This window comes from Pseudaeromonas pectinilytica (assembly GCF_054780855.1).
Genome location: NZ_BAAGVN010000014.1, coordinates 1 through 24,409 on the forward strand (window position 1 = coordinate 1; position 24,409 = coordinate 24,409).

18 protein-coding genes and 3 tRNA genes are annotated in these 24,409 nt (G+C 59.8%); 8 read left to right on the forward strand and 13 right to left on the reverse strand.

Translation table 11 applies throughout. The annotated features are described in order from the left end of the window. Window positions 1-177 precede the first annotated feature (177 nt). From ACYVG7_RS01450 to ACYVG7_RS01460, 3 genes are all read right to left on the reverse strand, one after another. Window positions 178-262, reverse strand: a tRNA-Tyr gene (locus ACYVG7_RS01450). Window positions 263-302: 40 nt separating this feature from the next. Then, window positions 303-387, reverse strand: a tRNA-Tyr gene (locus tag ACYVG7_RS01455). Window positions 388-418: 31 nt separating this feature from the next. Next, window positions 419-503, reverse strand: a tRNA-Tyr gene (locus ACYVG7_RS01460). Window positions 504-628: 125 nt separating this feature from the next. Between ACYVG7_RS01460 and ACYVG7_RS01465 the strand changes: the two genes are divergently transcribed. The 5 genes from ACYVG7_RS01465 to ACYVG7_RS01485 all read left to right on the forward strand — a co-directional run bounded on the left by ACYVG7_RS01465 (window position 629) and on the right by ACYVG7_RS01485 (window position 6,639). Continuing rightward, entirely contained in the window at window positions 629-1,171 is a 543-nt protein-coding gene (locus ACYVG7_RS01465) for a VC2046/SO_2500 family protein (protein ID WP_460881476.1), read from the forward strand. Between the two features lie 229 nt (window positions 1,172-1,400). Beyond that, a complete protein-coding gene (locus tag ACYVG7_RS01470) occupies window positions 1,401-2,141 on the forward strand; it encodes a helix-turn-helix transcriptional regulator (RefSeq protein ID WP_460881477.1) in 741 nt (246 codons plus the stop codon). Continuing rightward, on the forward strand, window positions 2,141-3,457 hold the full coding sequence (locus ACYVG7_RS01475; RefSeq protein WP_460881492.1) for an L-cysteine desulfidase family protein: 1,317 nt from the start codon (window positions 2,141-2,143) through the stop codon (window positions 3,455-3,457). The genes ACYVG7_RS01470 and ACYVG7_RS01475 overlap by 1 nt, the downstream gene beginning before the upstream one ends. Before the next feature lie 125 nt (window positions 3,458-3,582). Beyond that, window positions 3,583-5,466, forward strand: a complete 1,884-nt coding sequence (locus ACYVG7_RS01480; RefSeq protein WP_460881478.1) for a peptidase U32 family protein — start codon at window positions 3,583-3,585, stop codon at window positions 5,464-5,466. 93 nt (window positions 5,467-5,559) lie between these two features. Beyond that, window positions 5,560-6,639 (forward strand): DUF2157 domain-containing protein, encoded by a 1,080-nt coding sequence (locus ACYVG7_RS01485; RefSeq protein WP_460881479.1) that lies wholly within the window; start codon window positions 5,560-5,562, stop codon window positions 6,637-6,639. On the opposite strand, the gene ACYVG7_RS01490 is transcribed toward ACYVG7_RS01485, so the two are convergent. From ACYVG7_RS01490 to ACYVG7_RS01500, 3 genes are all read right to left on the reverse strand, one after another. Next, window positions 6,636-7,109, reverse strand: coding sequence for a methylated-DNA--[protein]-cysteine S-methyltransferase (locus tag ACYVG7_RS01490; RefSeq protein ID WP_460881480.1), 474 nt, complete (start codon window positions 7,107-7,109; stop codon window positions 6,636-6,638). The genes ACYVG7_RS01485 and ACYVG7_RS01490 overlap by 4 nt on opposite strands. Before the next feature lie 265 nt (window positions 7,110-7,374). Continuing rightward, a complete protein-coding gene (locus ACYVG7_RS01495) occupies window positions 7,375-8,856 on the reverse strand; it encodes a carboxypeptidase M32 (RefSeq protein ID WP_460881481.1) in 1,482 nt (493 codons plus the stop codon). Between the two features lie 38 nt (window positions 8,857-8,894). Next, window positions 8,895-9,785 carry a TraB/GumN family protein gene (locus ACYVG7_RS01500; RefSeq protein ID WP_460881482.1) on the reverse strand — a complete coding sequence of 297 codons (891 nt, stop codon included), beginning with the start codon at window positions 9,783-9,785 and terminating at the stop codon, window positions 8,895-8,897. 90 nt (window positions 9,786-9,875) lie between these two features. On the opposite strand from ACYVG7_RS01500, the gene ACYVG7_RS01505 reads away from it, so the two are divergent. Then, the gene (locus ACYVG7_RS01505) at window positions 9,876-10,211 is read left to right on the forward strand and encodes a DUF1904 domain-containing protein (protein ID WP_460881483.1); all 336 of its coding nucleotides are present in this window, start codon (window positions 9,876-9,878) and stop codon (window positions 10,209-10,211) included. Between the two features lie 96 nt (window positions 10,212-10,307). Here ACYVG7_RS01505 and ACYVG7_RS01510 read toward each other — a convergent pair whose 3' ends face one another. The 6 genes from ACYVG7_RS01510 to mtnN form a co-directional block, all read right to left on the reverse strand. Further along, a complete protein-coding gene (locus ACYVG7_RS01510; RefSeq protein WP_460881484.1) occupies window positions 10,308-11,135 on the reverse strand; it encodes an SDR family oxidoreductase in 828 nt (275 codons plus the stop codon). Window positions 11,136-11,209: 74 nt separating this feature from the next. Next, on the reverse strand, window positions 11,210-11,842 hold the full coding sequence (locus ACYVG7_RS01515) for a trimeric intracellular cation channel family protein (RefSeq protein WP_460881485.1): 633 nt from the start codon (window positions 11,840-11,842) through the stop codon (window positions 11,210-11,212). Window positions 11,843-12,057: 215 nt separating this feature from the next. Beyond that, on the reverse strand, window positions 12,058-14,193 hold the full coding sequence (locus tag ACYVG7_RS01520; protein ID WP_460881486.1) for a methyl-accepting chemotaxis protein: 2,136 nt from the start codon (window positions 14,191-14,193) through the stop codon (window positions 12,058-12,060). Window positions 14,194-14,298: 105 nt separating this feature from the next. Beyond that, window positions 14,299-15,114 (reverse strand): cobalamin-binding protein, encoded by an 816-nt coding sequence (locus ACYVG7_RS01525; protein WP_460881487.1) that lies wholly within the window; start codon window positions 15,112-15,114, stop codon window positions 14,299-14,301. Continuing rightward, complete coding sequence (locus ACYVG7_RS01530; RefSeq protein ID WP_460881488.1) at window positions 15,095-16,057, reverse strand: cobalamin biosynthesis protein; 963 nt, start codon at window positions 16,055-16,057, stop codon at window positions 15,095-15,097. Before ACYVG7_RS01530 ends, ACYVG7_RS01525 begins: the two co-directional genes overlap by 20 nt. A gap of 3 nt (window positions 16,058-16,060) precedes the next feature. Then, window positions 16,061-16,756: a 5'-methylthioadenosine/S-adenosylhomocysteine nucleosidase gene (gene mtnN / locus ACYVG7_RS01535; RefSeq protein ID WP_460881489.1), complete on the reverse strand. Its 696-nt coding sequence runs from the start codon at window positions 16,754-16,756 to the stop codon at window positions 16,061-16,063. 755 nt (window positions 16,757-17,511) lie between these two features. Here mtnN and ACYVG7_RS01540 point away from each other — a divergent pair. Together ACYVG7_RS01540 and ACYVG7_RS01545 are read left to right on the forward strand one after the other, a co-directional pair. Then, window positions 17,512-22,149: a glutamate synthase-related protein gene (locus tag ACYVG7_RS01540; protein WP_460881493.1), complete on the forward strand. Its 4,638-nt coding sequence runs from the start codon at window positions 17,512-17,514 to the stop codon at window positions 22,147-22,149. Beyond that, entirely contained in the window at window positions 22,149-23,615 is a 1,467-nt protein-coding gene (locus ACYVG7_RS01545; RefSeq protein ID WP_460881490.1) for a glutamate synthase subunit beta, read from the forward strand. Before ACYVG7_RS01540 ends, ACYVG7_RS01545 begins: the two co-directional genes overlap by 1 nt. A 257-nt stretch (window positions 23,616-23,872) precedes the next feature. On the opposite strand, the gene ACYVG7_RS01550 is transcribed toward ACYVG7_RS01545, so the two are convergent. After that, the gene (locus ACYVG7_RS01550; protein WP_460881491.1) at window positions 23,873-24,202 is read right to left on the reverse strand and encodes a putative quinol monooxygenase; all 330 of its coding nucleotides are present in this window, start codon (window positions 24,200-24,202) and stop codon (window positions 23,873-23,875) included. Between the last annotated feature and the right edge of the window lie 207 nt (window positions 24,203-24,409).

Genomic DNA, 24,409 nt, shown 5'->3' on the forward strand with positions numbered 1-24,409 from the left:
GGTTGGTATCCATAGCGGGCACCTCAGTCCAGCGAACTTACTGCAAGTATAGATTGCCCCAACACGTAAAGGGAACAGCGCCAGGCAGAGCCGTCAGATTTACAGTCTGATCCCTTTGGCCGCTCGGGAACCCCTCCACGGGATAACCTTGGTAACGCTGTGTGAACTGAAGAGAAATGGTGGAGGGAGAAGGATTCGAACCTTCGAAGGCAGAGCCGTCAGATTTACAGTCTGATCCCTTTGGCCGCTCGGGAACCCCTCCACGGGATAACCTTGGTAACGCTATGTGAACTCAAGAGGAATGGTGGAGGGAGAAGGATTCGAACCTTCGAAGGCAGAGCCGTCAGATTTACAGTCTGATCCCTTTGGCCGCTCGGGAACCCCTCCACGGGAGAACCTCTTAATTTCGTGCACTTAATGGTGGAGGGAGAAGGATTCGAACCTTCGAAGGCAGAGCCGTCAGATTTACAGTCTGATCCCTTTGGCCGCTCGGGAACCCCTCCACAAGTGCGGGCGCATAGTATCAGATTCTCTTTGGAAGTGAAGCCCCGAATTTAAATCTTTTTGTTAAAGCAAGACCAAAACTGGCCGATAAACAACTAGATGCCTATTTTTCACACTTTACTCCATGACCCCACATGCCTTACGCGAACACTATTTAGTCGACGAGCTACAGCTCGGACAGACGCTGAACCAGGCGATAAGCCAGGGGCGTCGTTCCGAGTTTTCGCTGCTGTTGGCCATGCTGTCGCTCGATGTGGAAGATCAACCCTGGGTCGCGGATGCCATCCCGGTCGATAGCACAAGTATCGATTGGCGCCGTCGTTTCGAGTTGCCCCAGGCCAAACCGGTCGAGGCTCATGTTCGCAGTGCGGATCGGGCACTGGCCATGGCGGCCCAACTGACACAAGGCGGCATGGCCTCCGTGCGTTTGCTGGAGTGCCTGGAGCCTGAGCCACTGACTCTGAAGCAATTCCAGTTTGATGCCGAGGTGTGGAACAACCTGTCGCCGTTGGCGCAGGAGAAGCACCGCCTTTATGTGCAGGGCGAACAACTGCGCCATGAAGCCATGCAGGATGAACCGGCTGCCATGCTGGATACCATTCACGACTCCTGTGCCATTCCGGAACTCAAAGTCCGCTATTTCGATGACCTGCGCCACGCCGGTTAAGTTTTCGGGATGCCGCTGATATTCATCTCGGTTTGTTGCGGGTCACACCGCATCAATTTCTAACATTCTTTCCTCGAATGCCATACATGGTCGTATCTCAACTTCATTTGAGTATGAATGGTGGGTTTCACTATTTTTAGTGTGGTTTTACGAATTTAAACTCAACATAAGTTGAGCCTGCGGATACACTCCGCACCTCGGTTACCTGCGGATTGAGAGGAGTGTGAGTGTGTTGCCATTACCGGCTGCGTTTACCGATGAGGATCGCCATCTGATCGCCAATTTCGTCCCTTTGGTGGATGGCTTGGCGTCCCTGCTCGGCACCGGCTGCGAGGTGGTATTGCACGCCTTTGATCAGCTGGATGCCTCGGTGATCAAGATTGCCAACGGCCACATTACCGGTCGTGAGGCCGGGGCTCCTGCCACCGACTTTGCCCTGGCGCAACTGCGACAGACGACGGTTCATCCGCAAGAGCAGGGTCCGCAAGAGCAAGGTCCGCAAGATCAGGTGAGCTGGCGCAGCTATTTTTCCCGCAACCGTCAGGGACAACTGCTCAAGTCCGCCTCCATGACTATTCGCAACCGGCAGCAACAACCGATTGGCATGTTGTGTGTCAATTTCAGTCTGGATGCACCGCTCTCGTCGCTGCTGGCGGCGTTGTCGATGCCTGTGATGGCCAATTCGCTCAATACTGTGCCAGTGGTGTTGGAAAACGAGAGTTTTGCCAACTCGGTGGACGATCTGGTGGCACAGGTGATGGCCAAGGTGGATGCCGACACCCGCTTGCCGGCATCGGCGCGCAACAAGGCCATCATTACCACCTTGTATGATCGGGGGCTGTTTGAAATCAAGGAAGCGGCCCATCGCGTCGCCGAGCGGTTGGCCATTTCCCGCCATACCGTCTATCTGCATATTCGTAATCATAAGGCGGCACAGACCGCCGACTCTCAAGAGAAGTCCCTATCATGATGCCATCCCCTTCTACTGGCTCCGAAGCAAACTTGCCCAGCGCTTGGGCTGAATTTATTCATATTCTGCGCCGTGATGTCGTGCCTGCTCTGGGGTGTACCGAACCCATGTCGGTGGCGTTGGCTGCGGCCAACTGCCGGCAGTTGCTGGGCTGTGCGCCCGAACAGCTGCAGGTCTGGGTCAGTGGCAATCTGTTTAAAAACGGCATGGGGGTCGGTGTGCCCGGGACCGGCATGACCGGATTAGCGATTGCTGCTGCTGTCGGTGCCATCGGCGGCGATCCGAATGCGGGCCTGGAAGTGCTTAAACAGCTGACACCCCAGCAACTGGAAATCGCCAAGCAGTTGCTGCCGCAGGTACGGGTGGATGTCAAAGCGGTGCCCGAGGTGCTGTATGCCGAGGTGGTGGCGCAGGGCGGCGGGCATGAGGCTCGGGTGGTGATCTGTACCGATCATACTCGGATCACCCTGCTGGAGCTGGATGGTCAGGAGTTGCAGCGACAATCGAGTGCTCCGGCAGTGTCGATCAAAACCGCCGGCAGTTCGGTGATGACTCTGCAGGCTATCGTCGAATTTGCCTTGCAGGTACCGCTGTCCGAGATCGGGTTTATTCGCGATGCGGCTGTGATGAATCAGGCGCTCAGCGATGAGGGACTACGTGGTTATGGCTTGCAGATTGGCAAGATCCTGACCGAGCAGGTGGAGCGTCGACTGCTATCCGACGATTTGATGACCTTGGCCATGCGTCTGACCTCGGCGGCTTCCGATGCGCGGATGGATGGCGCCATGCTGCCGGCCATGTCCAACTCCGGCTCCGGCAACCAGGGCATAGCCGCGACCATGCCGGTGGTGGCGGCAGCCCGGTTTCTGGGCAGCTCCGAGGAGGCCTTGACCCGAGCGCTGGCGATGAGCCATCTGGTGGCCATCTACATCAAGACCTATCAGAACAAGTTATCGGCGCTGTGTGCCGCCAGTACCGCAGCCATGGGGGCGGGGGCTGCGATCACCTGGTTGCTGGGTGGTGATGAGCGGCAGATTGGCTACTGCATCAACAATATGATTGGTGATGTCTCGGGCATCATCTGCGATGGCGCGGGCAGTGCCTGTTCGATGAAGGTCTCGACTTCGACCTCGACGGCCATCAAGGCCTCTTTAATGGCCGTGAACAATCTGGGAGTGACCCAGAGTGAAGGCATTGTCGCCAGTACCGTGGATGAGACCATCGCCAATCTCGGCCGTTTGTCCCGGCAGGGGATGCTGGATACCGATGTGGAGATCATCAACATCATGCGCGCCAAGCAGAACCCAGACCCTTAAGCTGCGCATCCGGCTGTCGCTCCTGCGAGTTGACGGGGATCGGGGGCCGGATCAAAAGAACCCACTCCCGGCGCTGCTATACTCGGCGCCGTTTTTCACTCCCCACGCTTTGCAGGTTGTTGCTTATGACCCCCAATCGCCATCCCCTGGAGCTGCTGGCTCCGGCCAAAAATCTGGAATCTGGCATGGAAGCCATTCGTCACGGTGCCGATGCCCTCTATATCGGCGGCCCGACCTTTGGTGCCCGGGCGGCGGCTGGCAATAGCGTGGCGGATATCGAGCAGCTGTGCCGCTATGCCCATCGCTTCGGGGCCCGGGTTTATGTCGCCTTCAATACCATCTTGAAAGATGACGAGCTGGCCGACGCCGAACGCTTGACCCACCAGTTGTATACCGCCGGAGCCGATGCCCTGATCGTGCAGGACATGGGGTTGCTGCAGCTGGATCTGCCACCGATCGCGCTGCATGCCAGTACCCAGACCGATAACCGTACGTCGCAGAAGGTGCGCTTTCTCGAACAGGTGGGCTTCTCCCAGGTGGTGCTGGCCCGCGAGTTGTCGCTGGAGCAGATCCGCGAGATCTCGGCCAGTAGCGGCGTGGCGCTGGAGTTTTTCATTCATGGTGCCCTGTGCGTCAGTTACAGCGGCCAGTGCTATATCAGCCATGCCATGACCGGACGCAGCGCTAATCGGGGGGAGTGCGCCCAGATCTGCCGTCTGCCCTGCACGCTAGAGAAGCAGACCGATGGCGAGGTGCTGGCCCAGAGCAGTCATCTGCTCTCCCTCAAGGATATGAACCAGACCCACAATCTGCGAGAGTTGATTGACGCCGGCGTGCGCTCACTGAAGATTGAGGGGCGCCTGAAGGGACTCGACTACGTCAAGAACATCACCGCTTGGTATCGCCGCGAGCTGGATAGCATCTTGCTGGAGCGCCCGGAGCTGGTGCGTGCCTCGGTCGGGCGCTCCACCTTCAGCTTTACGCCGGATCCGCAAAAGAGCTTCAACCGCGGCAGTACCGATTACTTCCTCCATGGCCGCCAGCCGGAGATCACCTCGTTCCTGAGCCCCAAATATGCCGGTGAGCCGGTGGGTGTGCTGCAAGATTCTGGTAGTCAGGGCAAGCCCGGTACTCACTGGCTGAGCCTGGGGCAGGTACCGGCCGGCGTCGAATTCCATAACGGCGATGGTTTGACCTTCTACGCGCCGAATCGGACCCTGACCGGGGTGCGGGTCAATCGGGCCGAGGGGAACCGTCTCTATCTGGCCGAACCGGTAGCTGGACTCAAACTGGGGATGGCGCTGTTTCGTAATCATGATCAGGCGTTTGCCGCCCTGCTGGCCAAGCCCTCGGCCGAGCGGCGAATTGGCGTGGCGCTGACCTTGCTCGACACCCCGAGCGGTGTGGCCCTGCAGCTGGTGGATGAAGCGGGTGTTTCAGCCCGGGCCGAGCTGGTGCTGGAAAAACAGCCGCCCAAGGATCCCGAGCGCGCCGTCACCACACTGCGCGAGCAGTTGGCCAAACTGGGCACCACCGATTTTTATGCCACGCAGGTGGCGCTGGAGGTGAGCGAGCCCTGGTTTATTCCGGTCGGCATGCTCAACCAGTTGCGCCGTGAGGGGATTGCGGCACTGGAAGCGGCGCGCCTGGCGGGCTACCAACGCCCGGCCAGAGCACCGATCCAACTGCCGGTGCCCCTGGTGGGCACCACGACACTGAGCTATCTGGGCAATGTCTATAACGCGGCGGCTGCAGCCTTCTTTACCGCTCACGGTGTCGAGCAGATGGCGCCAGCCTACGAGTGCAATCAGGAGGAGGATGAAGTCTCCTTGATGATCACCAAGCACTGCCTGCGCTACAGCTTCAACCAGTGCCCGAAAGAGCAGGGGCCGGGCTTTAAACCGGACTCGCTGCAGCTGACCATAGGGCCGGATACCTTCCGGCTGCGCTTTGATTGCAAGCGCTGCGAGATGCATGTGCTGGGTAGCCTGAAGACCGGCAAGCGTTAAGCCATCGCGATGGTGGCTATCTAGCGCCATGACTGCAGCGCCGGGACTGTGATCCACCGCCGGAAAGTCGTGCCATGCCGCTAGGGCGTGCGGTTGAAAGCCAGTAGCCTGATGGCCACGACATTACGGGAGTCTGCCATGCATCTGGATCGCCACATGCTCCATCAGGCCGAGCAACAGGGGTTGCTGCAGGCCGAACAAATCGAACCGCTGTGGACGTTTTTGCAGCACGCCAATGCCGATCGGCCGGGATTTCGTGCCAGCCATCTGCTCTATTACTTCGGCGGCCTATTGGCCATCGGTGCCATGACGCTGTTCATGACCCTGGGTTGGGAGCAGTTTGGTGGCAGCGGCCTGGTGGTCATCTGCCTTATCTATGCGGTTGCCGGCCTGGCGGTCACCGAGAATCTACTCCAGCGCCAGTTGCCAATCCCGGCGGGGATCTGTGCCACCTTCGTGCTGGCGCTGACGCCATTGCTGGTGTACGGCGTGCAACAACTGTGTGGGCAGTGGAGCGGCGAGATGGAGTATCGCGACTATCACCGCTACATCGACTGGCGCTGGATCATGATGGAGCTGGCCACACTGGCGGCAGGTGCCGTCTTGCTGTGGCGTTACCGTTTGCCGTTTTTGGTGATGCCGATTGCGGTCACTCTCTGGTACATGAGCATGGACTTGACCCCCTTCCTGTTCGGCCACGAGGATTATGACTGGCTGCTGCGCAAGTGGGTCTCGGTGTATAGCGGTCTGCTGATCATGCTGCTGGGCTTCTGGGTGGATATTCGCACCCGTCATACCCGGGATTACGCCTTCTGGCTCTACCTGTTCGGTCTGATGGCCTTCTGGGGGGGGCTCTCCAGCATGAGTTCCGACAGCGAGTGGAACAAGTTTATCTACCTGTGCATCAATCTGGGCTTACTGCTGCTGGGGGCCATACTGGCGCGCCGCGCCTTTGCGATCTTTGCTGCCTTCGGCATCTGCGCGTATATCGGCCATCTGGCCTATGACGTGTTCGAAGATAGCCTGCTGTTCCCGTTTGTGATGACCCTGGCCGGTTTTGCCATCATCTATCTGGGCATTCTCTGGCAGCGCCATGAGCAGGCTCTGACCCGTCGCCTGCGCGCACTCTTGCCCCAGGCGCTGCGGGAATTGATCGAGCATAGAGCCAGCTAGCCAGCTTGCTCCAGATTCAGTAAAAACTGTTTAATGGCCAGCCCACCAGCATAGCCGGTGAGGCTGCCATCCCTCCCGATCACCCGATGACAGGGCACGATAATCGCCAGTGGATTGCGACCGTTGGCCGCTCCGACTGCACGCACCGCCTTGGGATTGCCGATGATGTCGGCGATATCGGCATAGCTACGGGTGTGGCCATAGGGGATCCGGGTCAGCGCCTGCCACACCTGCTGCTGGAACTCGGTGCCCCGGGCTGCCAGGGGTAACTCGAATGTCTGTAACCGCCCCGCGAAGTAAGCGTTAAATTGCTCGGCATAGGGGGCCAGCGCCGCCTCATCGAGCTGCCAGCTCTCCTCTACCGGCACCGGATTCGGGCTGTGGCAAAAATCCACATGGCATAATCCCTGCTCGTTGATCACCAGCAGCAAGGGGCCGCAGGGAGTGGGGATCCGGGTGTAACGCTGCATGGTATTCTCCTGCTAACTGACTGATCCTAAAGATGCCTTCGACAAGGTATCACACGCTGACACGCCGTGAACCCGTCCATGGGCGCTCCGCTGCGCCATCCCTGGCGCAGAGGGTCAGCTTAGCGCTACCTAAGTCGCTGCGGTGAGTGAGCTTTTATTAGGAACGGCGATTTAGCACACAGGCCACCGCCGTGGCCCGTCCTCATATCTGAGCTTCTTTGACCCAAGCATCCGTTATCTGGATGCTCAGCTTTTCACTTCGGGATTAGCCCAGATACCGCTGTTCGAGATGTCGGCGGAAATGGACGGCATTCAAGGCTTCACCGGTCGCGGCCTGGACCAGGGCATCGGTGCCCAGACTGCTGGCCGGATGCCAGATGTGGCGTTGCAGCCAGCCAAAGACCTGGGCCAGCCCCTCGGCGCTGCCGAGCAGAGTGGTAAAGTCCCCCAGCTCCCGCTGCAGGGCGGCGGCAAATTGCGCGGCATACATGGCGCCGAGCGTGTAACTGGGGAAGTAGCCGAAGCTGCCATCGGTCCAGTGGATATCCTGCATGCAACCGTTGCGATCATTGCCCAGGGTGCTGAGTCCCAGATAGTCGGTCATGCGCAGGTTCCACAGCTCGGGGATATCCTTCGCCTCGAGAGCTCCTTCAATCAGCTTCTGCTCTACTTCATAGCGCAGCATGACGTGGGTTGGATAGGTGACTTCGTCGGCATCGACCCGGATAAAGCCCGGCTCGACCCGGGTGTAGAGGCGCGCCAGATTGTCGCTGCTCAAGGCCGCTTGCGCGCCAAAGGTCTGGCTGACCAGCGGCGAGAGTCGGGCCATAAAGGCCGGATGGCGAGCCATCTGCATCTCGAAGAACAGACTCTGACTCTCATGGATACCCATGGAGCGCGCCTGTCCGACCGGCAGCGCCAGCCGATCCAGCGGTAACCCCTGTTCATAACGGGCATGGCCGGTTTCGTGGATGATGCCCATCAGGCTCTGGGTAAAATCGGCCTCATCATAGCGGGTGGTGATGCGCACATCGCTGGGCACGCCGCCGCAGAAGGGATGCACGCTGACATCCTGACGTCCGCGATTGAAATCAAAGCCCAGCAGTTGCATCACCTGCTTGCCCAGTTCGGCCTGTTTGGCGGTCGGGAAGGGGCCTTGGGGCTGGATCAGGGTTTCGTGCTGCTGGCGCTCGGTTACTTGCTGGATGAGGTTGGGCAACCAGCTCTTGAGATCGCCGAACAGGGTGTCGAGACGGGCGCTGTTCATGCCCGGCTCGTACAAGTCGAGCAGGCTGTCATAGGGGCGCAAGCCGGTGGCGGCGGCACGGATCTGCGCCTCTTCCCGGGACAAGGCCACGACCTCGCGGAAGTTGCCGAGAAATCCCTGCCAGTCGTTCTGTTTGCGCTGCTCGCGCCAGGCATGTTCACAGCGGGAGCCGGCCAGAGATTTGGCCTGGACCAGCGCCTCGGGCAGCACAGTCGCCTGTTGCCACTGCCGACGCATCTCGCCGAGGCTGATCTGCTGGCTGGCGCTCAACGACTCTTCGGCGGCGGCAGCAAACCAGTCCGCCATCTCGGGGCCGGTCAGGCGTTGATGCATCAGCACCGAGAGTTCGGCCAGAGCGGCGGATCGAGCCGGATTGCCGCCATCGGGCATCATGGTGGCACGATCCCAACCACAGATAGCCCCCAGATGGGCGAAGTGATGCAATTGGGTGAAGCGTTGTTCAAGTTTGGCGTAGCTCATGACGTAAAATTCCTGATGCTGTGAGTAACGGCTCTGATTTATTCGGTGGCGTCGGTGACGACCTGCAGCTGATAGCCTTGCTGGCGCAGCAGATTCAATACGCCATCCGGGCCATACAGATGCAGGGCGCCCACCACCAGGAACTGGTTTTTCTCCGGCATCACCGTCAGTTTCGGGATCCAGTTATGGTTGCGCTCCTTGAGCAGACGGCGCTCCATCAGCTCCTGCAATTGCGGGCTGCCTTGCTCTTCACTCAGCATCTTCTGCAGCATAGGGCCATCGCCATCCTGCCAGGCCTGGATAAGCTTCGGCACTTCCGTCTTCATGGTGCCGATCTGCTCGATGGTCGCCTGCAGGAAATCATCTTCCAGCTCGTTCATGCCGGCGAGATAGCCAAACTGTTCCGGCACCCGCTCCAAACCGCGAATGGGGACCCCCATACGGGCGGCCTGGCTGGAGAAGTGCTCATCGACGCCGAGCTCCGGTTGATAACCGGCACTGGCCAAAGCCTGCTGCATCAGGGTGATGGCGGTGACCCAGGGGCGCAGTTGCTGAATACCGGCTTCCGGCAGACCATAGGCCTGGGCCTGTTTCACCACCTGCTGATACAGGGTCGGACTCAGGTGATTGGCTAGCTTGTCACCGGCTGGCAGTTGGCTGAGCTGGACGATCTGCTGCTGGTCCTGCTCGCTGATGGCGCGCAGGTCGGCCTCGACGATCAGCACATCGGCTTGTTGCCAGGCATCTTCAATCGGCTTGGGCAAGGGGTAGAAGCTATCTTGTCCGACATGGATGGATCCCAGGATCCACAGGTTGCGCCCCTCTTTGCTGGCGTGCCAGAAACCGGGCTCGGCCAGGACCATGGCCGGTAGCAGCAACAGGGAACAGAGACCCGCTTGCCAGCTTTTGATGGGGTTGCCTTTTTTCATCTGCGTGAGCGCCTTATGATGGGGAGCTTGATGTGGCTGCTGGTCCAGAGTGGACCGGTGGTCGGATGCTTATCCAACATGGGAAATATTATGCCTCACTTACGTTTTCGTGGCATAGCGCGTGAGCCTCTGGCGCGCTTGAGTGGCCAACTGGTGCAAGATCTCTCCACTCTGACCGGTGCCCCTGTGGCGCACTTTACCCTGGAGCTGGTCGCCAGCGAGTTTATTATCGCCGGCCAGACGGTGCCGGGCTATCCCTTCGTCGAGCTGATGTGGTTCGATCGTGGGCAGGTGGTGCAGGATCAGGCGGCCCAACTCATCACCCAGGCGGTGAAGGCCCAGTTGGGTGCCGAGCAGGATGTGGCTGTGATCGTGCTCCCCCTGACGCGTACTGCCTATTATGACAATGGTCAGCACTACGGTTAAGCGCTGCGATTTATTGTCAACGCTACGGGCCCTGCGGGGCCCGTAGTGTTAGCGGCGTTTCCCCAGACGAACAACCATCTATCTTGAGATGACACTTCAGGCCGATTTGGCGACCAGGGCATCCAGCAGCCGGGTCGGCAGCCAGCCGCGTAGCAGATTCATCCATTTACTCGGTGTCGTCACCTGATAGCGCGGGCGGGCGCGGCGGGCGTTGAGCGCATGCAGAAGCGGCGGCATACAGGCCTCGGGCGGCAGGGTGAAGCGGTTGCCGGGCACCACTTTTTCCAGGCGACTGAGGGTCTGCTGGTAAACGGGGGTATGGCGGCTGTGTTCCAGATCGATGTGCTGACGCAATGCCGCCAGGGCATTGGCGCGGAATTGGCTGGCGATGGGCCCAGGCTCGATGAGACTGATCTGCACCCCGGTACCCCGCAATTCGAGACGCAAGGTATCGGTATAGCCTTCGAGGGCAAATTTGCTGGCGTTATAGGCACCGCGATATTTCATCGCCACCAGGCCAAGCACCGAACTGTTCTGGATGATGCGCCCCTCGTTGGCGGCCAGCATGCTCGGCAATAACAAGCGGGTCAGTTCGTGCCAGCCAAAAAAATTACTCTCGAACTGGGCGCGCAGGGCATCGGTCGGTAGATCTTCCAGAGCTCCGGGCTGGCCATACGCGCCATTATTGAACAATCCATAGAGGCGGCCGTGACAGAGTTCCAGGGTTTGTGCCACGGCGGCACGGATGGAGGCGGTATCGGCCAAATCCAGCTGGATGGCGGTCAGCCCTTCGGCCTGCAGACGGGCCACCGCATCGGGGTGACGCGCCGAGGCGATGACGTGAAAGCCTTCTTGTTGCAGACGATGTGCGGCGTGATAACCGATACCGCTAGAACAACCAGTGATGAGGACAAAACGGGACACAGTGGCTTCTCCATGACGAGGGGAAGCCAGTATAGGCCGGGTCTGGGGCCGGAGAAAACCGCAGACCCGTTCAATCAGTCGCGCAGGGCGAACGACGGCAAGGAGAGATGGCGGAAGATGGCGGTGATACGCACCGCCAGCACGCCCAGCATGCTGATCAGCATGGCGGGAATGTGGGCCAGCTCCAGGGAGAGCGAGACGGTATAGAGCACTCCGCCGAAGATACAGGCGGTAGCGTAGATCTCTTTTTGCAGCACCATGGGGATTTCCCGGGCCAGCACATCGCGGATCAGCCCCCCGGCCACCCCGGTAATGACTCCCATCACCACGGCGACCATGCCCGAGGTGCCGAATAACAGCGCTTTTTTCGCACCTATGACCACAAATAGCGCCAGCCCGAAGGCATCCGCTACTGGTAACACATACCAGGGCAAGCGGCGCGGCACCCGGGCCAGCCACATACCAAACGCTGCCGTCCCCAGAATAACCCACAGATAGGTGGTGTCCTGGATCCAGAAGATGGGGCGAGCGCCAATCAGCAGATCGCGGATGGTGCCGCCCCCTACTGCCGTGACGGCTGCCAGCACTATGACGCCAATGGCGTCCATGCGCAGACGACCGGCGACCAGCACCCCGGAGAAGGCGAATACGGCGGTGCCGAAGAGATCAAAATAGTAAACCAGCTGGTCAATCAGGGTGGTATCCATGGGCAAGCACATCCAGCGGAAATAAAGTGGCGAGATTGTACGGAGCGCGACGCGGAGCGGCTAGAGGGGCGACGAAATTTCCTAGGCTCTGGCATTTGATCGCCTGCGCCATGGTCATGGGGCTGGGCCGTGGGGGTGAGCCAGCAGGGCGGGAGCTCTCTGCTGGCTGCGCCGAGCGGTTGGCCTGATGCGAGTGGTGGCTACCAGTTCGGTTCTTAAATCTTGAACTGACCCACCAGTGCATGTTGGCGTTCGGCCAGGGTACTGAGCTGCTCGGAGAGATGAGCCGAGCTGTCGGCTCCCTGGATGATGCTATGGCTGACGCCGCGAATATTACAGATGTTGCGACTGATCTCATCGCTGGCCTGACTCTGCTCGCGCACCGCATGGGATATTTGTTCATTCATCTGGTGGATGGTGTTGATGGCCTGGCTAATTTGTTCCAGTACGCCCACCGAGGCGAGAGCCTGCTGTTGAGTCTGATAGGCCTGATCATGACCACTGAGGATCGCGGCGACGACCTCCTGGGTGCCCTGTTGCAGTTGTTCGATCACCGATTGGATCTCGCCAATCGATTCCTGAGTGCGGTGAGCCAGACCGCGCACCTCATCGGCTACCACGGCAAAGCCTCGACCCTGCTCTCCGGCTCTGGCGGCTTCGATGGCGGCATTGAGGGCGAGCAGATTGGTTTGTTCGGCAATCGTGGTGATGACCGCTAGGATCTGATTGATGTTGGTACTGTTGCGCGACAGATTTTCCACTTTGGGCTTGGTTTGGCTCATGTCCGCCATCAGCTGTTGCATGGCGCCATCGGTGCGGCCCACCACGAGCTGGCCCTCTCGTGCCGCTTGCTCGGCGACTTGGGTGGCCGCTAGAGCCTGTTGGGCACTTTCGGCAATTTCGGCGGCCGTGGCATGCATCTGGGTGCAGGCGGTGGCGACCTGATCGATTTCCAACGATTGAGCCTGCAGGATCGAGCGGGTTTGCAAGGCCAGATCCGAGGCCTCAATCACGCCATGACGGGTTCCGGCGGCCGTTTCCACGACTTCACTGATGGTGCTCCGCAGACGTTCGAGAAACGCATTGAAACGATGGGCCAGTAAACCGACTTCATCCCGCTGGGATAGATGAATGCGCTGGGTCAGATCGCCTTCACCGTGGGCAATCTCCTTGAGACGTTCGGCGACGATGCGGATCGGACTGGCAATGCGGTGCGCGGCAAGGGTGATCAGCAGTAGGGCCAACAGGGTAAATGACAGCCCCCACAGCAGTTGTTCCTGCAGGTGCCGGGCGAATTGTTGCTCCAGTTGGGCCTGTAGTTGTGTGGTTGAGGCGAAGACTGCCGCCGCCGGCATGCGCACCAGCAGATTCCAGCGCTGATCGCTCTGTGCCAATGGAATTGGCACCACCATTTCCAGCGTGTCGCCTTGCCAGCGATGCCCGGTCTTGCCCTGTGCCAACCAAGCGTCCAGTTGGCGCTGTTGCGCCTGCGGATCCTGGTTCAGGGGGGGGTGCTGTTGGTCACTCTGGGCGGCTATGACCCCATGCTGGCTGATGAGTTGTACGCTGCCTTGACCGGCGTAGAGCTGCTGATCCATCCGGGTGACAATGGCTTGCAAGGGCGCCAGGGCTAAATCCATGCCCAGGATCCCTTGCAGACGACCCTCCGGTTGTAGCGGCAAGACAATGGAGGTCATCGCCACCGGTTGGTCGTTGACTTCATCCGTGTAGGGGTCCATCAGGCAGAGCTGTTGACTGCGCAGCGCACAGGTTGCCCAGGCATTGGCTTCTACGCCGTAAGCATCCAGGGTGGTATCGGCGAGTTCCTCTTCCTCGATCGCTTCGACTCTGGGCTTGCCCGCCTCATTCCGTGACCAATAGAACGCCTGGCGGCCGTCGGCATTGGCGCCGGTTTGCGTCAGCTCACTGCCTTTGAAGGTCGCGTCAGTGCCATCCAGCGCATCGGGCTCCATGACTACAAAAATCCCCAGGGTCTCACGACTCATGTTGAGTGCATCTTGGCCCTTCATCAGCACTGTGTGGCGCAAGGAGGCGGCATCTTTCTGGTTTTCGCGGGCATATTTTTGCAGAAAGTAAATATCCTGGGCCAGGAGCTGGGTGCGGACAAACGCCTCATTCAGGTAATTCTGCACCGCCGCGGCCTCGGCTTCGGTGCGAGCCAGCAGCAGTTGCTCGGCGATATCCTTCGCTTCCTGACCGGTTTGCTGGAGCACCATCTCCTGACTGCGTTGGGCCGAAAAAAACGACAGCGCCGACAACAGGATCATGGCGCACAGCAGGCAACCGCCCGCCAGCAGCGCAATCTTGAGTTGGATGGATTGAAGTTTCATGGATATCCCTGCCAGATGAGCGAACCTACATCTGAGGATAGACGAATCTGACAGAGGTCTGACCTGATGCGCTGCCAGATCTAACAGGCAGCGGGCGGGAGGTAATTAGCGTGCCTGATCGATGAGCTGGCACAGCTCCTCGATGCCTGCCACCGTCCGCAGCGTCAGGCGCTGCAGGCGATCCGGCTGGCTGAGTTTCAGCTGCTGGTGGGCGACCGCTGGCAGTTCGGGCCATTGCTGCCAGCGTTGCAGACTCTGGGCATCCTGGGCGCTGATGATGAGCTCCGGTTGTTGCAACAGCACGGCTTCCTCGCTGATCTGCGGATAGGGCGCCGGGCTGCTGGCAAACGGATTGTCACCGCCACACCAGGCGATGGCATCCTGGATCCAGCTGCCTTCGGCAACCGTGGTCAGTGGCGGCGACCAGAGTTGATACAGCAGTCGTACCGGCTTACGGTGCTGGTACTGCTGCTTGAGCCGCTGAAAATCGGCTTCCACCTGCAATGCCAGGGCTTCAGCCCGAGCACTATGACCGGTGGCTTCGCCGAGCTGACGCAGATCTCGTGGCAGATCCTGCAGCCGACGGGAATCGACCACCAGCACCGGAATATCCAGCGCCTGCAACTGATGCACCATCAACTGTTGATAGCCGCTCCAGACCAGCACCAGATCCGGCCGCAGCGCCAGTAGGCGCTCCAGATTGATGCTCTGGTAATTGGCGACATGGGGCAGCTGTTTGACCGAGGCAGGCCAGTCGCTGGCATCATCGGTGGCGATGACCTGGGGGCCGGCACCGATGGAAAACAGCAACTCGGTAATGTGGGGAGTCAGACTGACCAGGCGCTGGGGGGCGGCGGCCTGCGCACCCACAACGAACCAGGCCAGCAGCAAGCACAGGGCTTTAACGCAGATACTGCGCATAGAATGCGATCCCCTCAAAGCCGACGAGCAGGAATAACAGCAAGACACTCAGCGCCGTCAGGCGGCGGTGCACCTGTTGCAGCGCCTGCAAGTCCGGCTCTCGGGAACCACCGAGCCGCACGTAGCGGATCTTCTGCTCCAGATAGAAACGCGGGCCGCCCAGGCTGATGCCTAAACCGGCAGCGATGGCGGCCAGCAAGGCGCCACTACCGGAGCTGTACCAACCCCGAGCCTGGCGGAAGGCGGCCAGCAAGGCTGGACCACCACCGGGAAAGGCACCCAGCAACAGGGTGGCGAACCAACCCGGCAGCAGTAACATCAGGCTATAGAGGCGACAACAAAACTCGCCGAACTGCAGATTGCGCGCCAGTTTCGGGCTGAAGGCCTGGGCCATCAGCTGCAGCAGACGGAAGGTGAGGGCGCCCTCGATACCGGCCAACAAGAACCAGAACGCCACGCCGAACCATTGCCCGAGCCAGCGCAGCACCGTCATCTCACTGGCCGCCTTGCACAGGCCCATCAGACTCAGGCGACTGGTATCGCGACGAGTCCAACGCGCCAGTTGCAGACGGGCCATGCTGATCTTGTTGGCCCGCAGCAGGTGTTGCAGCGCCTGGGATTCATTTTTCAGCGGCCGCCACTCCAGCAGCCACACCAGCAGCAGCAGATCGAATAGCGCCTCGGAGAGTGATAGGTTGCGCAAGGCCCATTGTCCCAGCAGGGCGGGGATCAACACCGTCAAGGGAGTCAATAAGCCCGCGATCCACTGCTGGGTCAGGGGCGTGCCGCGCCGATTGACCTTCTGGCTCAACCGCTCCAGTAAAGGCACCAGCGCCGAAGGCTGCACCTGGGAGGGCAATGGCAATATCCACTCCAGCAGCAAGGCCAGAGCCAGCAAGATGGCCGGTTGCTCCAGCAGGGTCCACAGCAGGGAGGTTTCCACCTATTACATCCGTTTCAACATGGCGACGACCATCGCCGAGGAGTTGCGAGACGCGATTTCCAGATAGGCGTCAAAAGAGTCAGGCGATTCTTTACCGGCGATATCGGAGAGCGAGCGGGTGACCACAAAGGGCACACCGAACTGATGGCAGACCTGGGCGATGGCGGCCCCTTCCATCTCCACGGCGGCCATGGTCGGGAAGTCGGCGCGCGCCTTGGCGATACGCTCCGGGTCACACATGAACTGGTCGCCGGTGCAGATCAGCCCTTCCTTACTCTGGATCCCCTCTTGCAGCTCGGCTACGGCGGCGCGCGCCAGGGCCTTCAAGCGTTCATCGGCGATAAAGGCGGCGGGCATCTGCGGCACCTGGCCGATTTCATAGCCAAACCCGGTGACATCCACATCGTGATGACGCACTTCGCTGGAGATGACCACATCGCCGATATGCAGCTCGGGATCAAAACCACCCGCCGAGCCGGTATTGATGACGCAATCCGGTGCGAAGCGATCCAGCAACAAGGTGGTGGCAACCGCCGCGGCCACCTTGCCGATCCCGGAGCGGGTCAGCACGACCTGCTGGCCAGCCAGCTGGCCGCTGTAGAATTCGCAACCGGCCAGGCTCAGCTCTTCGACGTCGCTCATCTGGGCTCGCAGCAGGGCAACTTCCTGGTCCATCGCACCTATGATGCCTATTTTCATGGGGTACTCGCTTCTGGGTCTGTAGATGAATAGTGGCGCCATGATATCACCAGCCGCAGTTGGCTCGCAGCTCGAGATGGCGACAATGCCTGATCCGCACCGCTGCTGCGGGTGCCGCGCCTGTCTCTGGCGTCGATAAGGGACAGGTTATAGCAACAGACATGGCGTGGGCTCGGCAGAGCGGGATGCAGACAGAGCTCAAAATCTATAACCGAGTCACAAATTGGATTTTTTTTTACCCGGCGGGCAGATCCGGCAAAGCGACGGTAAAACCGCAGGAATGGCGGTGAATGCTTTAAAAATAATCCATGTTTAGCGTCAAATGACTGCAAGATAGATTTTAAATGCGATCTACTCTCAATTGCCTCATGAGTTCGGACTCTGCCATTCAAGGCTTAAACGAAATAAAACTCTGAAATTTAACCATTCATTAAACTTTTAACACGTAAAACCCCCATGAGGGCGCCGCGCTTTGGCTATTGCAGCGGGATATAGGCGAGGATACGTCGGCGGTCGAAATTGAGCGAAATTGATGCAGGATGCACTATTCTGGAATTAGTTTGATAACGTCTTGTCTTTTAATGATTTTTTGCTCGAAAAGCCCTGATCTGACCGGCAGCGGGTTGCCTTGAATTGGGGCGGGAATCACAGTATATTCGCCCGTTACAAGCCCTCAGAGTGACAGCCAAGCTGGTAGATGCCAGCTTTTTTTCTCTGCGGATGGACCCGAGATAGATTGAGAGGATTCAAGCGTGATGGAATCGGCGGTACCCCAGCGCCAGGGCCTTTACGACCCTGCGAACGAACACGACGCCTGTGGTGTTGGCTTTGTAGCCCACATGAAAGGGCAGAAGAGCCACAGTATCGTTGAACAAGGATTGTTGATCCTGAAAAATCTGGATCATCGGGGTGCAGTTGGCGCTGACCCGCTGCAAGGCGATGGTGCCGGTATTCTGCTGCAGATCCCGGATCAGCTGTATCGTGCCGAAATGGCCAAGCAAGGCGTGACCCTGCCTGCGGATGGCGAGTACGGCGTCGGAATGATCTTCCTGCCTCAAGAAGCGGCTTCGCGCATGGCGTGTGAGGAAGAGATCGAGCGTGCCGTGCGTGCCGAAGGCCAGATCGTGCTGGGCTGGCGGGATGTGCCGGTCAATGCCGAGTGCCCCATGTCCCCCGTGGTCAAGGCCAAAGAGCCGGTGATCCGTCAGATCTTCGTCGGTCGCGGCAGTGACATCCTGGTCACCGATGCGCTGGAACGTAAGCTGTATATCATCCGCAAACGTTGTTCCCACGCCATTCGCGCGCTGAAGCTCAAGCACTGTGGCGAGTTTTACGTACCCTCCTTCTCGGCGCGTACCGTCAACTACAAGGGGCTGCTGCTGGCCGATCAGGTGGGTCTGTATTACAACGACCTGGCGGATCCACGTTTTGTCTCCGCGCTGGCGCTGGTGCACCAACGCTTCTCCACTAATACCTTCCCGACCTGGGATCTGGCGCATCCGTTCCGCCTGATTGCCCACAACGGGGAAATCAACACCGTCCGTGGCAACGTCAACTGGATGCGTGCCCGTGAACGCGCCATTACCTCACCGGTACTGGGCGAAGACCTGAACAAGGTCTGGCCGCTGATCTATCCGGGACAATCTGACTCCGCCTCCTTCGATAACGCGTTGGAGCTGCTGGTGATGGGCGGTTACTCCCTGGCCCATGCCGTGATGATGATGATCCCGGAAGCCTGGGAAAAGCACGGCACCATGGATAACAAGCGCCGCGCCTTCTATGAATATCATGCTGCCATGATGGAACCCTGGGACGGCCCGGCCGCCGTGGCGTTCACCGATGGTCGCCAGATCGGCGCGACGCTGGACCGGAATGGTCTGCGTCCGGCCCGTTACCTGGTCACCAAGGATGATCTGGTGGTCATGGCCTCCGAATCCGGCGTGCTGCCGATCGAAGATTCCCGCATCGCCCAGAAGTGGCGTCTGCAGCCCGGCAAGATGTTCCTCATCGACATGGAACAAGGGCGCATCATCGATGACCAAGAGTTGAAAAACTCCCTGGCCCATGCCAAGCCGTATGCCGAGTGGATCGACAAGATCCGCATCAAGCTGGATGACATCGAAGGTGACGTGGCTCCGGCCGAGCACGGCGCCGAAGTGCTCGAGCTGCAACAAGCCTTTGGCTACACCCAGGAAGATATCAAGCTGCTGATGACTCCGATGGCGGAAAATGGCGAAGAAGCCATTGGCTCCATGGGGAATGACTCGGCGCTGACCGTGCTGTCGAAGAAAGAGAAGCCGCTGTACAGCTACTTCCGTCAGCTGTTCGCCCAGGTCACCAACCCGCCGATCGACCCGATCCGCGAAGAGTTGGTCATGTCCCTGGTCTCCTTCATCGGGCCCAAGCCGAATCTGCTGAACAATGCCGATATCAATCCGCCGATCCGTCTGGAAGTCACCCAGCCGGTGCTCTCTGCCAAGCAGATGGAGAAGATCCGCGATATCGAGCAGTTCACCGGCAACAAGTTCCGCTCCCACGAGCTGGATATCACCTATCCGCTGGCCTGGGGTAAAGAGGGTATCGAAGCCCGTCTGGCCTCGCTGGCTGCGGAAGCCGAAGATGCGGTCAAGCATGGCTCCAACATCCTGATCCTCTCCGACCGCAAAGTGGCAAAGGATCAACTGGCGATCCCGGCGCTGCTGGCGACCTCCGCCGTGCACCAGCGTCTGGTCAAGCGCGGTCTGCGCACCAGCACGGGTCTGGTGGTAGAAACCGGCTCGGCTCGTGAAGTGCACCACTTCGCGTTGCTGGGTGGCTACGGTGCCGAAGCCGTGCACCCGTGGCTCGCGGTCGAAACCCTGCGTCAAATGGCGCAAGGCGACGTCGAGAAGGCCGAGAAGTATGTGAAGAACTTCACCAAGGCGGTGGGCAAGGGCCTGTGCAAGGTGATGTCCAAGATGGGTATCTCCACCTACATGTCCTACACCGGCGCCCAGATCTTCGAAGCCGTGGGTCTGCAGAAGGCCTTCGTCGAGAAGTACTTCACCGGCACCCCGTCCAACGTGGAAGGGATCGGTCTGTTTGAAGTCGCCGAAGAAGCCATTCGTCTGCACGATGCCGCTTTCTCCGCCGATCCGGTACTGGCCGAGATGCTGGATGCTGGTGGCGACTATGCGTTCCGGATCCGCGGTGAAGAACACATGTGGACCCCGGACGCCATTGCCAAGCTGCAGCACGCCACCCGTAGCGGCAAGTTTGACAACTACAAGGAATACGCCCAGATCATCAACGACCAGAGCAAGCGTCACCTGACCTTGCGTGGCCTGTTCGAGATCAAAAAGGCGGCAGAGCCAGTTCCGCTGGACGAAGTCGAATCCGCCAAGGAGATCGTCAAGCGTTTCGCCACCGGCGCCATGTCGCTGGGCTCCATCTCCACCGAGGCGCACACCACCCTGGCCGTGGCCATGAACCGGATTGGCGGCAAGTCCAACACCGGTGAAGGCGGCGAAGATGCCAAGCGTTTCATTCCGGTCAGCCAGCCGACCCTGTTGTCCGAAATCATCGGTGCCTCGCGCATCGAGCGGGATCTGCAACTGGAAGCCGGTGACAGCCTGCGCTCTGCCATCAAGCAGGTCGCCTCCGGCCGTTTCGGTGTGACCGCCGAATATCTGGTCAATGCCGACCAGATCCAGATCAAGATGGCCCAGGGCGCCAAGCCCGGTGAAGGCGGTCAGCTGCCGGGTCACAAGGTTTCCGAGTATATCGGCTTCCTGCGTCACTCAGTGCCGGGTGTGGGCCTCATCTCCCCGCCGCCGCACCATGACATCTACTCCATCGAGGATTTGGCCCAGCTGATCCACGATCTGAAGAACGTCAACTCCGCCGCCTCCATCTCCGTGAAGCTGGTGTCGGAAGTGGGTGTCGGTACCGTGGCTGCCGGTGTTTCCAAGGCCAAGGCTGACCACGTGGTCATCGCCGGTCACGATGGTGGTACCGGGGCTTCGCCGCAGTCTTCCATCAAGCATGCCGGTTCCTCCTGGGAACTGGGCCTGGCGGAAACTCAGCAAACGCTGGTACTGAACCAACTGCGTAGCCGTATCCGCGTCCAGGTGGATGGTCAGATGAAGACCGGCCGTGACGTCATCATCGGTGCTCTGCTGGGGGCTGACGAGTTCGGCTTTGCCACAGCGCCGCTGGTGGTGCAGGGCTGCATCATGATGCGTAAGTGCCACCTGAACACCTGTCCGGTGGGCGTGGCGACTCAGGATCCGGAGCTGCGCAAGCGCTTCACCGGTCAGCCGGAGCATGTGGTCAACTACTTCTTCTTCGTTGCGGAAGAAGTGCGTCAGCTGATGGCCGAAATGGGCATCCGCAAGTTTGACGACCTGATCGGTCGCTCCGACCTGCTGGACAAGCGCGCCGGTGTCGAACACTGGAAGGCTCAGGGTCTGGACTTCTCCAAGATCTTCTTCCAACCGGAAGTGCCGGCCTCTGTGGCTCGTCTGCACACCGAAACCCAGGACCACGCCCTGGAAAAAGCCCTGGATCAGCAACTGGTGGCACAAGCCAAGCCAGCGCTGGAGAAGGGTGAAGCGGTCAAGATTGAACTGCCGATCAAGAACATCAACCGCACCGTGGGCTCCATGCTCTCCGGTGAAGTGGCCAAGCGTTACGGCAATGACGGTCTGCCAGTTGGCACCATTCAGGTTCGCCTGAACGGCACTGCCGGTCAGAGCTTTGCCGCCTTCCTGGCCAAGGGGATTACCCTGGAGCTGGTGGGCGAGGGCAACGACTACGTGGCCAAGGGGCTGTCCGGTGGCCGGGTCATCATTCGTCCGAGTGATGCCTTCACGCCGGAGCCGTCCCGCAACATCATCTGCGGCAACACCGTCATGTACGGTGCCACCGATGGCGAAGCCTTCCTCAATGGGGTTGCGGGTGAACGCTTCTGCGTCCGTAACTCCGGTGGTACGGCTGTGGTTGAAGGGGTCGGTGATCACGGTTGCGAATACATGACCGGTGGTACGGTTGTGGTGCTGGGACAAACCGGTCGCAACTTTGCGGCGGGCATGTCCGGCGGTATCGCCTACGTGCTGGATGAAGATGAAACCTTCATCGAGCGCTGCAACCTGGCGCAAGTCGCACTGGAGAAGGTGCTGCCGGCTGCACAACAAGCCAAGGATGAACCCTTGCACCTGGAACAGGCCGACGAAGTGCTGCTCAAGGGCCTCATCGCCCAGCACGCCGAGCTCACCGGTAGCCCGCGTGCCAAGTCCATCCTGGCCGACTGGGACAGCTACCGTGGCAAGTTCGTCAAGGTCTATCCGAATGAATACCGCCGCGCCCTGAAGGAATTGGCAGCGGCCAAGCAACAGCAGAAGGAGATTGCGTAATGGGTAAGCCAACCGGTTTTCTCGAATTCGAGCGAGTCAAAGAGACCTACGCCCCGGTTGCTGAGCGCGTCAAACATTATGGCGAGTTCGTGCCAACCCTGACCGTAGAAGAAGCCAAGCAGCAGGGCGCCCGCTGCATGGATTGTGGTATCCCGTTCTGCAATAACGGCTGCCCGGTGAATAACATCATTCCGGACTGGAATGATCTGGTCTACCGTGGCAACTGGCAGCAGGCGATCAAGGTACTGCACTCCACCAACAACTTTCCCGAATTCACAGGCCGGATCTGTCCGGCCCCGTGTGAAGCGGCCTGTACTCTGGGCATCAATGCCGCGCCGGTGGGCATCAAGTCCATCGAACGCGCCATCATTGACCGCGCCTGGGAAAATGGTTGGGTCCTGCCGCAACCGGCTGCCGTGAAAACCGGCAAGAAGGTGGCAGTGGTCGGTGCTGGCCCTGCGGGTCTGGCGGCGGCTCAACAGCTGGCGCGCGTTGGCCATGAAGTGACCCTGTTCGAGAAGAACGATCGGGTCGGTGGTCTGCTGCGTTACGGCATCCCGGACTTCAAGCTCGACAAGTCGGTCATCGACCGTCGTGTGGCCCAGCTGGTTGCCGAAGGCGTCACCATCAAGACCAAGACCCTGGTGTGCAGCGATAAAGACCTGCCCAAGGGCGTGGTCAACGATGCCGTCACCCTAGTGACTCCGGCCGAGCTGGATGCCCAGTTTGATGCGGTGATCCTCTCCGGTGGCTCCGAGACGCCGCGGGATCTGCCGGTTCCGGGTCGTGAGAACTCCGGCATTCACTTTGCGCTGGAATTCCTCATTCCCCAGAACAAGGAAGTGGCGGGCGACAACAAGAACCCAATCAGCGCCGCGGGCAAGCATGTGGTGGTGATTGGTGGTGGTGATACCGGCTCGGATTGCGTCGGGACCTCCAACCGTCATGGCGCTGCCTCCATCACCCAGCTGGAAGTGATGCCACAACCGCCGGAGCAAGAGAACAAGGCGCTGACCTGGCCGTACTGGCCGCTCAAGATGCGCACCTCTTCTTCCCACGACGAAGGCTGTGTCCGTGAGTTCGCCGTCTCCACCAAGGAGTTCATCGGTGAAAACGGCAAGCTGACCGCCCTCAAGCTGGTCAAGGTCGAGTTCGTGGATGGCAAGCTGGTGGAAGTGGCGGGCTCCGAGTTCGAGCTGAAGGCCGATCTGGTATTCCTGGCCATGGGCTTTACCCAGCCGCTGACCAAGGTGCTGGATAGCTTCGGTATCGACAAGGATGGACGTGGCAATGCCAAGGCCACCACCGATGGCGTGGGCTGCTATGCCACCTCCAAGCCTAAGGTATTCGCCGCCGGTGACATCCGTCGCGGTCAATCCCTGGTGGTCTGGGCCATTCGCGAAGGCCGTCAGTGCGCCCGCGAAGTGGATCAGTTCCTGATGGGCTCCAGCACGCTGCCGCGTTAAGCGCTGCTGCTGGCATAAAAAAACCCGCCGCTGGCGGGTTTTTTTTCGTCTGCTGTTCGCAGACAGGGGCGGTATGGTCTGCAACTCCAGAGTGAGGTCTCCGGAAGTGAGGACGAACACAGACCCGCCGTGAATACATCCCTGTAGGCTCGACGGCGGCATCCTTGCCGCCAACGGTCTGCGCTTCGTCCACACCTTCCGTTACGCCATGTTCGCTATGGCCAGTGAGTCTCTGTGCTTATGCGGGCAGCTCGCGCTTAGGCGGGCAGCTCGTCGCTGTAGACACAGACATTCCATTGGGCGACTAGGCCATCGGCGCTGATGCACTGCTCGTCGAAGAAGCGCTGGATATAGGGTTTCTGGCAATGGGCTTCAAACACCGCCATATCGGCCCAGATCTCGTTGAACACCAGCGGGAAGCTGGTGCCCTCGGCAAACGGGCTGGGGATATGACGGGTGATGCGGTATTGGATGCAGCCCTCTTCGCGCAAGGTGTCCGGCTCCAGTGCCTGCAACACGCGAAATAACTCTTCCAGCTGGCCCGGCTTGGGCTCGAATTGGGCAATACAGTAGACGCGCTGAGTCATGGTTTCTCCTGAGGTTCAGCCGGTAGGCTAGGGGTTCAGCCAGTAGGTTATATGGCGATGTCGCCATTCTCCCGTGATTGCTGCCGGAAGGAAAGCGGCTATCGCCCGGGGCGATAGCCTGCGCACGGCGCTGTTCCCTTTACGTGTTGTTGACTATTTTCACCCCACCCGATAACCAGGATTTTGCACTGTTGGGCTCTTGGTTGT